General features: G+C 38.4%; 11 protein-coding genes. 6 read left to right on the top strand and 5 right to left on the bottom strand.

Annotated features, from left to right (window positions below):
• Positions 1-446 precede the first annotated feature (446 nt).
• Positions 447-5,567, top strand: coding sequence for a family 78 glycoside hydrolase catalytic domain (locus tag H8Z77_RS09445; protein ID WP_186996852.1), 5,121 nt, complete (start codon positions 447-449; stop codon positions 5,565-5,567).
• A gap of 282 nt (positions 5,568-5,849) precedes the next feature.
• Here the strand turns inward: H8Z77_RS09445 and H8Z77_RS09440 are convergent, their stop codons facing one another.
• Together H8Z77_RS09440 and H8Z77_RS09435 are read right to left on the bottom strand one after the other, a co-directional pair.
• On the bottom strand, positions 5,850-6,389 hold the full coding sequence (locus H8Z77_RS09440) for a YcxB family protein (protein ID WP_186996851.1): 540 nt from the start codon (positions 6,387-6,389) through the stop codon (positions 5,850-5,852).
• A gap of 268 nt (positions 6,390-6,657) precedes the next feature.
• Positions 6,658-6,825: a hypothetical protein gene (locus H8Z77_RS09435; protein ID WP_159427355.1), complete on the bottom strand. Its 168-nt coding sequence runs from the start codon at positions 6,823-6,825 to the stop codon at positions 6,658-6,660.
• Between the two features lie 349 nt (positions 6,826-7,174).
• On the opposite strand from H8Z77_RS09435, the gene H8Z77_RS09430 reads away from it, so the two are divergent.
• The 5 genes from H8Z77_RS09430 (at position 7,175) to H8Z77_RS09410 (ending at position 10,577) form a co-directional block, all read left to right on the top strand.
• Positions 7,175-7,459, top strand: coding sequence for a co-chaperone GroES (locus H8Z77_RS09430; RefSeq protein WP_069987764.1), 285 nt, complete (start codon positions 7,175-7,177; stop codon positions 7,457-7,459).
• 26 nt (positions 7,460-7,485) lie between these two features.
• On the top strand, positions 7,486-9,111 hold the full coding sequence (gene groL / locus H8Z77_RS09425; protein ID WP_069987762.1) for a chaperonin GroEL: 1,626 nt from the start codon (positions 7,486-7,488) through the stop codon (positions 9,109-9,111).
• 168 nt (positions 9,112-9,279) lie between these two features.
• Positions 9,280-9,747: a hypothetical protein gene (locus tag H8Z77_RS09420; protein ID WP_186996850.1), complete on the top strand. Its 468-nt coding sequence runs from the start codon at positions 9,280-9,282 to the stop codon at positions 9,745-9,747.
• 61 nt (positions 9,748-9,808) lie between these two features.
• Positions 9,809-10,333 carry a hypothetical protein gene (locus H8Z77_RS09415; protein WP_069987758.1) on the top strand — a complete coding sequence of 175 codons (525 nt, stop codon included), beginning with the start codon at positions 9,809-9,811 and terminating at the stop codon, positions 10,331-10,333.
• On the top strand, positions 10,326-10,577 hold the full coding sequence (locus tag H8Z77_RS09410) for a hypothetical protein (protein ID WP_069987756.1): 252 nt from the start codon (positions 10,326-10,328) through the stop codon (positions 10,575-10,577). Before H8Z77_RS09415 ends, H8Z77_RS09410 begins: the two co-directional genes overlap by 8 nt.
• Before the next feature lie 752 nt (positions 10,578-11,329).
• On the opposite strand, the gene H8Z77_RS09405 is transcribed toward H8Z77_RS09410, so the two are convergent.
• From H8Z77_RS09405 to H8Z77_RS09395, 3 genes are all read right to left on the bottom strand, one after another.
• Entirely contained in the window at positions 11,330-12,418 is a 1,089-nt protein-coding gene (locus H8Z77_RS09405; RefSeq protein WP_186996849.1) for a transglutaminase-like domain-containing protein, read from the bottom strand.
• Positions 12,419-12,808: 390 nt separating this feature from the next.
• Positions 12,809-13,399, bottom strand: coding sequence for a GNAT family N-acetyltransferase (locus tag H8Z77_RS09400; protein ID WP_186996848.1), 591 nt, complete (start codon positions 13,397-13,399; stop codon positions 12,809-12,811).
• A gap of 110 nt (positions 13,400-13,509) precedes the next feature.
• Positions 13,510-14,592, bottom strand: coding sequence for a DUF4340 domain-containing protein (locus H8Z77_RS09395; RefSeq protein WP_186996847.1), 1,083 nt, complete (start codon positions 14,590-14,592; stop codon positions 13,510-13,512).
• Between the last annotated feature and the right edge of the window lie 3 nt (positions 14,593-14,595).

Here is a 14,595-nt window from a genome sequence, read left to right as displayed (position 1 = left end):
TTTAAAGCATTTTTTGTTGTTAAAAAGACAATTGGATGAATTACGCAAAATAATGCATATTTCTTATAAGCGTATACCAAGATAAAACTTTATCAAAGTGGTAATTTTCTGTTTGAATTTAAACGGGCAAACAATACAACTGTTTACGGTTTTTGTGAAAACTTTCTATTTTTTAAAAATTAAATTTGTTAATTATTGAGTTTGAAATCAAAAATTGATCGTGCTATAATAAAATTGCTTTATATGTAGCTGTGCATATATTGGGTATACTTTTTCGTTCGGTTAAACTTAGATAAAAAAACCCCTCTAAAGCAGGGGAGAAAACTTATTTTTTGACTGAATGATAAAGTATACATTTCGTTTGTTGAAGGAGGCGGAAAGAGAAAAGAGTAGTGTTGACCATAAAAAGTCTAATTTGAACGTAAGAAAAGGAGGTAAACACTAACATGTTTAAGAAAAAAGGCGTAAAACGCATGTCAGCATTGCTGTTAAGCGCTGCAATGTTAAGTACTGTTTTGGTAGCGCCAGCAAATGCTCAAGATGGCGTCAACGCACCAATGCCATATGGCTTATTAACCAATGAATTGGAAAAGCCACTAAATGTGGAGGCACCTACTTTTAGCTGGTGGAACCAGGATGTTGACCTGGACGATGTACAAACTGCATACCAGATTATTGTAAAAGATGACCTAACAGATGAGGTAGTTTGGGATTCTAATAAAGTAGAATCTTCTGAACAATCCAATATTCCTTATACAGGTCCAGAATTGGATCCAGCTCATCCATATAGCTGGACGGTAACTACTTGGGATTCTACCGGATTAAAAGGCACCAGTGAACCAGCATCTTTTGCTACTGGTTTATCGGATGAAGACTGGAATGCAAGCTGGATTCAAAAGCCAGGTACTCCTGTTACCATCGAATCTTCTGGCACTGCTGCCCATGTACAAGGTGGTGGGTTAACCATGTACAGTGCAGGGACAGGCTGGGCAAACTATAATTTGAATGTAGATGTGAACGCGGAGAAAGGTGCTGCAGGGGTAGCGTTCCGTGCAGCAGACAGCAATAACGCTTACATTTGGTCATTGGTACCAGGGAAAGGTTTAACAAAAACCGCTTTGGTAAATGGCGAGAAAAAAGACCTGGGCACTGTAGAAATGGATATTATGGAAAACGCTTATTATTCCATGAATATTGTTGCCAATGGCAATACCATTACTACCAGTATTGACGGCATACAGATAGACGTTACCACAGATGAAACTTTTGCGTCGGGTACAGTTGGTTTCTATGAAGAAGAAGGACAGGCGGGAAAATTTGAAAAACTTTCTGTTATTTCTGTAGCATCTGTCATTGATAGTATCTATGTAGCCGGCACAAAAGACAGTGGTTCCCAAATCATTTTAAATGACCAGGGATATGACTGGACTGACTATACCATTGATTTTGATGCTCAAATTAATAACACAAGTAAAGATGCAACAGGTGTAATGTTGCGTTCCACCAGCGATTTTAAAACAGGCTATATGTGGAACTTTACCAGAAATAAAGGTGGCTTAGCGCGGCATACCATGACCAATGGGAAGTTCAATAAATTGGATGGAAGTAGTGCTCTACAATATTCTTTTAAGGCTGATACCTACTACCACTTTACCATCGAATTAAAGGGTAATACCATTAAAACCTATATCAATGGGGAATTATTTGATACCTATGTAGATGAAAATAATACTTCCATGAAAGGTACCTTTGGGTTCCGCCATGCGGAAGGCGAAGGAGGTACTTACAAGAATATCAAAGTAACAGCTGCTGATGGAACAGAATTGATGGTAGAAGATTTTCAAAATTTAGACCATTATAAATTCAGCAATGGAACAACAGCTTCTACAATTAAAGTGAATGATAATACCGAAACCTACCTCTCTGCTGATTTCAGCAAAGGTTTTGATGGTTGGAGTAATACTACGGTGATGAGCCAGGTTGATGGAAATAATTGGGCAAATTGTAATACCAATGGGGTTATCCTGGCGAAAACTGGAACCGATTGGGATAACTATACCGTTTCCATGCGTGTGGTTGCGGAAAAAACTGCTGCTGGTATTATGTTCCGCGCGACAGATAAAGATAGCGGGTACATGTGGCAGATTGTCCCTGGTACTGGATTAAAAGTTCATGTACAGGAAAATGGCAAATTTACTGCCTTAAAAGACCCAATTAAATGCGATATTAAACAAGGCCAGGCTTACCGTGTTACGATTGATGTAAATGGCGATACCTTTAAAACCTATATCAATGGAACACTGGTGGATACCACAACAGATTCCACCTATTCAAAAGGTACTATCGGTTTCCGGGAAAGCACCACTGGAACAGAAGTTGGTAAATTTAGTGAAGTAAAAGTAACAGGTGCGGATGGAACTATCCTGTTAGAAGATAAATTTGACAATGGAATGACCCAATGGAATGGGGATACCGTTCCAGCAACTGGTTCCAACATGTATTGGTACGCCCGAAAAGAAGAAAAATTGGAAGAAGGCAAAGAGCCTGTAAAAGCGCTTGCTTATATGGCTTCCGCCCACGATTATGAATTATCCATCAATGGAACAAGAATTGGCCGTGGACAATCCTTTGACTATTCCAGCGAAACCCACTATCAAGGTTGGGATATTACCGAAGCATTAGGCGATGACGATACTATCTCCATCGGCATTTTGGACCGCTGGTATAGTGGTGGCCAAGGACGTGCAGCAGGAAAACCAGGTTTGTTGGGTGAGATTGTTGTTTACTACAACGATGGAAGCTACCAAACCATCTCTACTGGAGAGGACTGGGTAGCGGAAGAAGCCCCACTGTCTGGTTCTTCAAAACGAAATGGCGAAGGTGACTTCATAGAAGAATATGACGCCAGAAAAGCGATCGGTAACTACTCTGAAGTAGGATTTGACGATTCTTCCTGGCAGCCGGTTTACGTATTAGGGGAACATCCAACCGATCCATTTACCAATGTGAATCCTGAACTTGGCCATGTAACCGAAGAAGAAAATATAAAACCAGAAACCATCACGACATTGGAAGACGGCACAACCATTGTAGACTTTGGACGGGTGATTCCAGCACGTTTCTCCGTTAATTTTGCGAACGGCAAAGCCGGACAAAAATTAACCTTAACAACTGGCTATGAGCTGAAAGAAGATGGAAAAGTAAATACCAGCAACAGTTCTACCCAAAATACAAAGATGACCTTTATCTACACCCAAAAAGATGGGGCTCAAACTTATCATACATGGGATTATTTGGCATTCCGTTATCTACAGATTCCAAATGTAGGTCAGACATTTACAAAAGATGATATTACAGCAACGATTTTGTACCAGGAAGTACCAGAAGACCGTGATTCTACTCTGATAACATCGGATGAGATGCTCAATCAGGTTTACCAGTTAATGAAAGATTCCGCTCTGTACTCCGCACAAAACCAGTTTGTAGATACACCAACCCGTGAAAAAGGCCAGTTCTTACAAGACTCTGTTAATATCAGTGCAATTACTACCACAAGCTTGTATGAAAGAGCAACTTCCAGAAAAGCAATTATGCAGTTCTTTGATTCTGCGAACCGCTACTGGAATTCTGGCGATGATCTGGGACGTTATAACTCTGTATATCCAAACGTAGATAATAAAAGGGATATCCCTGATTTCAGTTTAAATGTGCCAATTTGGATTTGGAGATACTATATGCAAACCGGCGACCGTGAATTGTTAGAAGTTGCATACCCCTATCTCCAAAATACAGCGGATTACGCGACAAGGGCAATTGCAACTGAGGGTGCAACAGCTGGTTTGGTAACCAATTTACCAGGAGGAAGCGGCGAATATAAATATGGTATTGTAGACTGGCCATCTCCAGGTAGATTCGATTATGATATGGATGCTGCTGCTAGAACAACAGTAAACGCACTTTCGGTACGTGTATTTGATGTTGTTGCGGATGTCGCTCAAGAATTAGGCAAAGATGCAGCAGAAGTTCAGGATTATACTACTCGTGCGGAAAACCTGAAAAAGACCATGAATGAAAAATTGATCACAGAAGACGGTGTTTACTGTGACGGTTTGATGTCCGATGGTACACAGAGTACCCATAATGGGCAACATTCTACTTCTTACGCATTGGCATTTGGTATTGCACCAGAAGATAAAATTGATAGCATGGTAGACTATGTGGCTTCCATGGGTATGAAACAAGGTCCAATGACAGCTGATATCTTAGTACAGGCACTGTTTGATAATGGACGTGCTGATGCAGCACTAAAACTGTTGACAAATACCGAAGATTATGGTTGGGCACAATTGATTGACCAATATGATGCAACCTTTACTTGGGAACAATGGCAACATGGCCAGAGTCAATCCCATGGTTGGGGTGCAGCTGCTGGTGCGGAAATGTTAGAGAACATTTTAGGTGTTACTGTAACAGAAGCTGGTGCAAAAACAGTTACTATTGACCCTGCAAGGGATATCCTTGACCATGCGGAAGGTCGCTTTGCAACGGAACGTGGTTTTGTAGAAGTAGCATATTCCGGTAGTGGTGAAGATTACACCTTAAAAGTAACGGTACCAACCAACGTTGAAGCTACCGTTGTACTGCCAAAAATCGAAGGCGGCTACTTTGTAGATAAAAATGGAAACTCTGGAACAAGTACTTTCACCGAAACTGAACAACTGGTAACAGTAGGCGGTGGAACACGTGAATTTGTATTCCAGCAAGGCGCGAATAAAGGCATCTTAAATACTGTAATTGATTACGCTCAACAACAAAAAGATTCTGATGAATTTAACAATGTCATTGCAGATGTACAGGCATCCTTTACCGCAGCGCTAGATAACGCTATTGCAGTACGTGACAATACTACTGCAACACAGAAAGAAGTCGATGCAGCATGGCAGGCATTAATGACTGAAATCCATAAATTAGGCTTTGTAAAAGGCGACATTACTTCTTTGGAGACCCTAGTAAGTGTGGCAGAAGGCTTTGACTTGAGTAAATATGTAGAAGCAGGCCAGGCAGAATTTAAAGAAGCTTTGAAAGCAGCTCAGGATTTAATTGCAGATAAGGATAATGCGATGGAAGCAGAAATCCAAACAGCGGAAAATAATCTGCTTAACACAATGTTGAATTTGCGTCTCAAAGCGGATAAATCCATCCTGGAAGAAATGATCGCAACAGCAAACGGCATGGATGCAAATGCGTATACAGTAGAATCTTATAGTGTGTTGACAACAGCTTTGGCAAAAGCAAATGATGTGATGGCTGATGACAACGCAACCCAAGAAGATGTAGATGCGGCAGCAAATGCTGTAAAAGCAGCAATGGATGGCTTGGTAGCAATAGATGGAACAGAAGTTCAAACACCATCTACCGAAAACAATGCTACACAGGCAGGACAGGAAACAACTACTACAAAAGCAAATGCAGCAAAAACTGGAGATATAGCAGTTCCAGCAGCAGTAATTGGCTTGTTGGCAGCATCCGCAGTAGCAGTTGGCATTACAAAAAAACGTAAAAAATAAGGTTAAGATTTTTTAACTACACAAAAAGGCTTCCGAATCATTCGGAAGCCTTTTTCTATATGGTATCTTTTGATGTAGAAATAATCAGCCAATTATATCAAAAAAAGAATGGACGGAACAGCAAGAAAAATATTAAATTTTAATTTGCAAAAAAATAAAATACATACAAAAAATTTTGATAATAAAATAATATTGAGTTGATTCGTTTCCTAGTGAAATGTTACAATTCCTTATTGAGAAAAGAACTGTGTAAGCCACTAGTGGTATTAACGAAAGAAACGATTAATAGAAAAAGCGGAATGGATCTATTTTGTTATGTAGGAATGATAGCAGCTGTTCTTTCTCCTCCTGGCTTGAAAAACAGGAATCTGTAAGGATACATGCCTCTGAACAATTGAAAAACAAATAAAGACCTTTGCTGGTGACACAAACTTTCTCAATCTGTGAATAATTCTTTCTATTTTCCATATCCGTGGTGATTTCCGTGATTCCCTCTTCCCCAAAAATCACTTTTCCTGTTTCAGGATAAGGCAGCTTTCCATCTTTTTTATAATTTTTAACAGTTCCTTTGACCGAATTGAGCAGTATGCGTTTGGAAAATAAAATAAAAAGAAAAGAAAAAATAATAGATAATATAATTTGAACGAAAATAAACCATAGATCCTCATCCATCATAATAGAAAATAAAACCAGCAATAAAAAAATAGCTGGAAGACATAACCGATAAATTAATAATGAACGTTTTCCTGCTGTGCTGTTTAACAGGGCATATTGGTTAAATGCCAGATAATCTTCCTCGGTAATACAAAATTGAAATTCCATTTTATCCATCTCCTTTTTTATCATGGTTCCTTTTGCTTATGGTTTGATAAAGTAACAATAAATCCAGATAAACCCCTTAATTTACTATGATTATATCATATGGTGATAAAAATGAATATTCATATTTATAATAAAATAACAGGTTACAATTTGTAAGATAGGACAATGGGGCTTTATTAAAGTAAAATCAAATGGATATCACAGAGATTTCTATAAAAAGAAAGCCTTCCACGAATTTAGGAAGGCTTTCTTTTTGGATGTAAACTCATTATTTCTCGCTTTTATGGAATTCCTGTTGGCAGAAAATAAAATCATCAATATCCCCGGGTACGTTGCGCCATTGTTCCAAACTCATTTGTGGATTTTGCTTTTGTTCCACAGTTTTTGGTTGGTGAAATGGCGGTACGGGATATTGTCTTACCTGTTTGGTATTCACGACGCGTCACCTCCTATCTTTGCTTACAATCAATTGCACCTTACCCTTATACTATGAAAAATTGGATAAAAAAGAGTGCTAATTCGATATAACCGAATCTTTTCGTAGGGCAATAGGGATAGTTTACCACAATTCTTTTGCAATATTTGCTGAAAACGCAAGGAAATATTTGTATATAATATATAAATATAAGGAATAAATATAGGACAAATCATCTATTTTGCTAAAAATATTTTGTTCATCATTTTTTGCTTGATTTTTCATAAATAATCAGTAAAATAAATAATAGATTTAGCACTCAAATAGAAAGAGTGCTAAAACAAAATCATTTCTTTAGGAGGAATTATCAATGAACATTAAACCTCTTGCAGATAGGGTTGTCATTAAAATGGTAGAAGCTGAGGAAACCACAAAAAGTGGTATTATCTTAACAGGTTCTGCAAAAGAAAAACCTCAGGTTGCTGAAATTGTAGCAGTTGGCCCAGGCGGCGTTGTAGATGGCAAAGAAATTAAAATGGAACTTAAAGTTGGCGATAAAGTTTTAATTAGCAAATATGCTGGCACAGAAGTAAAAATGGATGGCCAGGAATATACCATTCTCCGCCAGGAAGACGTTTTGGCAATTGTAGAATAATCAATTAGATTTGGAGGAATTTCATTATGGCGAAAAAAATTGTTTATGGTGAAGAAGCAAGAAAAGCTCTTCAAACTGGTATTGATAAATTAGCAGACACTGTAAAAATTACATTGGGACCAAAAGGTCGCAATGTGGTATTGGATAAAAAATTCGGTTCCCCATTGATTACAAACGATGGCGTTACCATCGCAAAAGAAATTGAACTGGAAGACGAATTTGAAAACATGGGCGCACAGCTGGTAAAAGAAGTTGCTGTGAAAACCAACGACGCTGCTGGCGATGGTACTACAACCGCTACCCTGTTGGCTCAGGCACTGGTTCACGAAGGTATGAAAAACGTAGCTGCTGGCGCTAACCCAATGGCAGTAAAACGTGGCATCCAAAAAGCGGTTGATGCTGCTGTAGCTTCCATCAAAGAAAACGCGAAACAAATCGAAGGCACAGATGATATTGCTCGTGTTGCGACTGTATCTGCTGACAATGAATTTGTTGGTAAATTGATTGCGGAGGCAATGGAAAAAGTAACTGCTGATGGCGTTATTACCATTGAAGAATCCAAAACCGCTGAAACCTACAGTGATGTTGTAGAAGGGATGCAGTTTGACAGAGGCTATATTACCCCTTACATGGTAACCGATACCGATAAAATGGAAGCTATTCTGGATGACGCTTATCTGTTGATTACAGATAAAAAAATCAGCGTAATCCAAGACCTGTTACCACTGTTGGAACAAATCGTACAATCCGGTAAAAAACTGGTGATTATTGCAGAAGATGTAGAGGGTGAAGCTCTTTCTACTCTGATTGTTAATAGATTAAGAGGTACTTTCACTGTTGTTGCTGTAAAAGCTCCAGGCTTTGGCGATAGAAGAAAAGAAATGCTGCAAGATATCGCAATCCTGACAGGTGGTACTGTAATCAGTGAAGAAGTTGGTTTGGAACTGAAAGATGCTACAATGGATATGCTGGGCCATGCTCATCAGGTAAAAGTAACAAAAGAAAATACTACTATTGTTGACGGCTTTGGCGACAGCGAAGCTATCAAAGCAAGAGTTGCACAGATTAGAGCACAGATTGAAGAAACCACTTCTGACTTTGACCGTGAAAAATTACAGGAAAGATTGGCAAAATTGGCTGGCGGCGTTGCTGTAATTAAAGTTGGTGCTGCAACAGAAGTAGAAATGAAAGAACAAAAACTGCGCATTGAAGACGCACTTTCCGCAACAAAAGCTGCTGTAGAAGAAGGTATTGTAGCTGGCGGTGGTACTGCGTTATTGGAAGTAATCCCAGCAGTAGCTGCACTGTTAGAAAATACCCATGGGGACGAAAAAACTGGTGTACAGATTGTACTGAAAGCATTGGAAGCTCCAGTTCGTCAGATCGCTACAAACGCTGGTGTAGAAGGCTCTGTTATTGTAGATAAAATCCTCAACGCAAATGAGAAAAACTACGGCTACAACGCAGCCAACGAAAGCTATGGCGATATGATCAAAGCTGGTATTGTTGACCCTGCGAAAGTAACCAGAAGCGCACTGCAAAACGCTGCTTCCGTTGCTTCCATGGTTCTGACAACCGAAAGCCTTGTAACTGATATCAAAGAAGAAACCCCAGCAGCTCCAGCTGCACCAATGGGTGGCGGAATGTATTAATTCCCTGATCAGAATATAATGGATGAAAATCCTCAGTATTGTAAAAGATACTGAGGATTTTTTTACTTGCAATAGAATTAAAAAAATTGGATTTTACTTCCAGATGATAACAGATTTTACAAACAAACTGTATTATAAAAACAATCAATCAAAATGGGGTGGCGTAAGTTGAGCAAAAATAAATGGAGATGGATTTTAATCATAATAATAGTTCTTCTCATCGTTGGTGTTTGTATTGCCGTCCCAATTTTGAGGCAAAGCCAATCAGGGTTACAGTTGGATTCCAACGCCTCTGCATGGGAACCAACTACCTCTATTCAGACAACAGAAGAACAAGGGATACAAATTCCTGGATATGGGACAATTTATTTTGCCGCTGGGGAAAAAGATGTACCAATCACCTTATACAATCCTGAGGAGAATACCTGTAATTTTGTATTTGAACTGTCCATTGAAGGAGATGAGCCTTTTTATCAGACTGGACTGGTGGAACCAGGCAAAGCGGTAACTGAAATCAGTCTAAAAAATCCGTTTACCGCTGGGAATTATAAAATGCACATTTTAGTGAAAGCATATGACCAAGATGGAAATTCCCTGAATAGTGGGGATGTCAAAACTACTTTGGTAGTACAGTAAATTTTGAGTACACGCATAAGCGTTGCTATATATTTTACTTTACATTTAGGAGGAAATTAAAATGAAAAAAATGGTAGCTGTATTATTAACCTTTGCAATTTCTATCCCTATGGCAACAACAGCATTTGCTGCACCAGAGGAAAGAGAGGCTCCATCTACCGCAATCACATTTGAATACAAAAATGATCCAACTTATACGGTAACAATCCCTGAAACCTTGACAATGGAAGAACAGGGTACCGCTTTTGATATTATAGCGGAAGATGTTGCAAACCTGGATAACCAAAAAATTTCCGTAACTATTGCAGGGACTGATCAATTCCGCAATCAAATGACATTACAGGGTAAAACCGAAACCGGAAGTAACGCTACCCTTCGTTACACTTTTACAAAAGAAGATGGTACTGTCATTGAAACAACTGGGCAAAAAGATGAAGTGGTTGGAGTAGAAGTAGCTTCCTTTACACAAGATGGAACAGCAACCCTAACAGCAACCCCTATTTTAACTGGAAGTTCTTCCATTAAAAAAGGCGTTACTTACACTGGTAGTATTACTTATGGAATTGAGTTGGTAGACCTTGCTTAAGCGGATTTGTATCACGCTGCTTATCAGTCTTATGGTAAGTGTTTTTGCAGGTGCTGTGTCTATAAAAGCGGCTGAAGTTCCACAAACCAAGCTATATTTTTCTTTACCGCAAGAAAATGAGAATCTTCCGGTAGAGCCTTCCCCTAATACAAGGGATCAGGAGATTGCTGTTGCATTGGCCATCATGGCTATATCGGGGACAGTATCCCTATTGTTTTTCCAAAATTTAAAATTTAATGTCTAAATAAAATCAATTGCGGTATAATAATCCGCAATTGATTTTTGCTATATAGATGTTTTAATGGGAATAAGATATATTAAAATGGAATTTGAATAAGAAAACAAAACAGGTGAACCATAGAACAGAAAAAACGCTCCAATCTGATAGTATCCTTTTTTATATCTATTTTGATGATTACGGGTTATTCTAAATTTTATAAAAAGGAAAAATAAGAAAAGTAATCGATTTGTTTGAAAATTGGTTTTCAACGAAAGCAGAAATGTTTGTTGAAAATAAAACGGAAATTCAGATAGTTATGTAGAATAAAAACGAATCTTTTATTGTTGAAACAAGGTGGATAATATCAAAGAAATGGTTTTGTTGAAAAAATATTCCTATCAATAAAATTGATAATCTAAATCAAGAGAATACAAGTATTGTGTTAATACCTCATATAAAACATAATATGGGATGGTACCACTGTAAGGTCTATATTTTTCCTTACCATTTGATACAAATGTAGGGTAAATTTTATCCTATATTGAGTTTGAAAATCATATCATTTATCAACAGAAAACAACAATTCATCCATTTTTCATTAAGAAGATTTATTCTTAAAAGGATAACCTTACTAAGTAGAAGCAACTGCCATAATTAATACTACATAAATTTTTATCATTAACTACCACGGTACTAGCAGAAATTTTATATTATAAAAGACAGGTACAGTAATTTTACTGTACCTGTCTAACTATTTTAAATTTTATTGGAAGCAATTATTTTACATATTTTCCAGCTAATTGGCTATAGGTTTTCCAATAGCGGGAATATCCGTCCCCTTCTCCACGAGCACGCATATTGTCCTCTACTTGTGGATCAAAGATATATGGAGTTCCACCAATTACAACTTCTGCCCAAACGTGGTCGTCCATTGAACCATTGGCGTAATGGGTTTGTCCCATAATATAATTTGCTTGGTATCCTAAGCAACGCATCATGGCAATAAATGCGGCGCTATAACGGTTACAGGAACCTTTTCCTGTTGTTAAACAACCATATGCGGCAGAAGCAACATAGTTATTGCTTCCTTCTACACTAGTATCACCAAATCCACCTGGCATTGGTGTCCCTCTCGCATAATCAGTATGGTCGATTAAATAGTTATAGCAAGCTTTAATTTTATCGGCGTCGCTCATTCCTGGAGTAAAGATTTGAGCAAAAATTCCATTAATTAAGTTATCTAATTGGGTATAGCCAGTAGAACCAATTGCGCTGGAACTACCACTAGATGGCGTATTGCTGACTACAGGTGCTTGAGCTGTAAGATAATCAGCAGAAATAAAATTGCCATTTTCCAGTTTCATAAAGTTCAGGTCTGTTTTAGCTACTACCTGAACAGCAGTACCTTTTTTCAAAATACCATTCGAAGCGGAAGATACCCGTGGTTCCACCCTTTGGTTACAGTTTTCTGTTAAATACATCGTAGCGGAATAAGGGGATTCATTCCATTGGAATGCTGCTTGCTGTTGTTCAGCAGCTTGTTGAGCCGCTGCCTGTTGCGCAGCTGCTTCTGCCTCTGCTGCCGCTTGTGCCGCAGCCGCCTGCTCCGCTGCCTGCTGTTCTGCTGCTTCCTGTGCTGCCTGCTGTTTTATTTGTTCTATTTTTGTGGCCAACTCTTTATCCAGTTTTTTTGCAAGCTGTTTGGTTGGTTCTAAAATAGAAGCCACTTGAGTACTAGCCTGTTCAGTATCCAATGCTTGGGTGTTAATCATCCATAAACTACATGCCATTACCGAAAAGGCACTTACTAATAGGATACTCATAATCTGAAATTTTATTTTTTTATGTGCTTCAGAAGGTCTCATCGTAACATTTTATCTCCATCATCATTTTTTGTAACTTACTGGTGGAACAAAGAAAGATAGTGAATAAACAAAATAAAACTGGAACTAAACCACTACAGTAATTATTACAATTTGATTACAATTATACTTTGTTTTTAGCATTTTGTAAAGACGGAATGTCGATTTTTATAAGATATTCCATAATTTGTAGCAGAATATATAAATTGCAAGGGCTAATTTAGTGAATAGCAACATATACGAAAGACTAGGATTAGTGATAGTATGCGCTATTTTGGCGGAAAAAGTGACAGCCTATAAATATTTTGTAACTTTTTTGAAATCATTTTTGGAATCAAAGCCCAATCAAAAACTGTGGATATGTAAAAGCAAACGGAAACCTAATTTCTGTTTTTACAAAAAGGATTCTATAAAATGTTGTTTAGACTGGTTCCAATATTTTTGATAAACTCTACTATTTTGCCCATCAAAATTGAGCTGGTACATACGGAATACCACTAACTTGTCTTTTGGCTGCCACTGTTCTTCATAGGAATACCGGTATGTCATACCGATTTTTTTCATTACTTCCCCACTGCGCGGATTGTTGCGGTCGTGTGTGGCAGTGATATAGGAAAATCCTATTTTGCGCAATTGTTCTATTATTGCAAGACAAGCTTCTGTTGTAATACCCATGCGCCAAAAATCGTGCCGCAAACCGTAGCCAAGATCATAACTGTCGTTATAGCTAAGATGGACATATCCAATAGGCAGATTGTCTTTTTTAAAACAAACCGCATATTGATGCCCTAGTGTCTGCTGATATTCTTCTTGATAATGCTGTAAAAAGCTTTGTGTTTCTTCTATTGTTTGAACAGGAAACCATGGAAGGTAAGTGTTAGTTTGTTTGTCACTTAAGATAAGGAATAGGGGTTCCAGGTCGTTTTGCGTAAATTTCCGTAAGATAAGCCGTTTAGTTTCTATCTCTGGTAATAGCACATTCATTACGAATCGCCCTTTCTTTTATGATTGTTAGTATCATATAATAAATTACTGCATTTTGCAAAAATAAAAACGGCATCGTTTGAAACGATACCGTTTTTAATGTTCACTTTTTATTGCAAATCCATTGTCAACCAAGGGAGAGAATCTTTACTTACGATATAAACAACATCCCTGCCTTCCATCATTACATAATAGGCTTTGATTGGAGTAATCGAGGAAGAGCTGGTATTGCTGCTGGAATGGGAATCTTCATCGGTTTCCTGTTCTGGCAACTCTGCTTCCGTTAAGCCATTTCCAATGGTGAATGTATAGGTTGTTCCACTTACGGTATAGGAAACGGTTGCTTTCGGGTCATCAAAACCATATTCAGATCGTTGGGCAGAGGTTGGGGACACTGCCACGGTACTGGAAGCGGTAATACTGGAAATCGCGGATTCCAATTGACTGGAAAGGACGTCATCCACTGGTTCCCCATTTTGGACAAGTTGATTATCCTGGTTGGTAAATACAACAGGAGAAGCAAGGTCTTTCCTCTGGATTGTAATATTGGAAATATTAAGAGTAGAACTTGTTGTGGAAGAACTAGTATCATCCGAGGAAGATGTCGTATAGGTGGTGGTTTCCACTGTACTGGTTAAACTTAAATCCACATAGTCTAAAGTGCTACGTAAAAATTTTTCTGCTGTAGTACCAGAAACTAGATAGATATCGTCCTGATCTTCTAACTTACAATAGTAGTTTAAACCACCTGGCGCTGCATTCCCCACTAAAATTGTTTTCGTGGTACCATCCGCATAGTGTGCAGTCCCTTTGCTTGGCTGGTCTAAACCATAAACAGAGAGTTCCTGTAAATTCTCTAGTTTTTGTACTGCTTCCAGTTCTTTCATCACTTCCATAAGGTCGTTGTATTTGGATTGGTATTGGGGTGCGTCCTGGAGGGAATCAATCTTCCATTTAGGGTTCTCCTCTGTGGTATCGTCCGCAGGAAGGATGGAATAACTGCCAGAAGGATTGGAAATATCTATCGAGGTAACATCTTGATCTGTTTGTAGTATCATCAAGAAAGTGTCAGTAGAACCGGTGGAAGAGGCCAACTGTTCTTTTGGACTGGACAGTAGAAGCCAAGTCATCAATCCGGTTAAAACCAGCAGGACCGCAACTGCAATAAGTAAAAACTGGCGTTTGCTTCTCATAGG

This window comes from Clostridium facile (genome assembly GCF_014297275.1).
Classification (GTDB): domain Bacteria; phylum Bacillota; class Clostridia; order Oscillospirales; family Ruminococcaceae; genus Massilioclostridium; species Massilioclostridium facile.
Note: the sequence above shows the minus strand (reverse complement) of the source record. Positions and strands in the feature narration are given on the sequence as shown.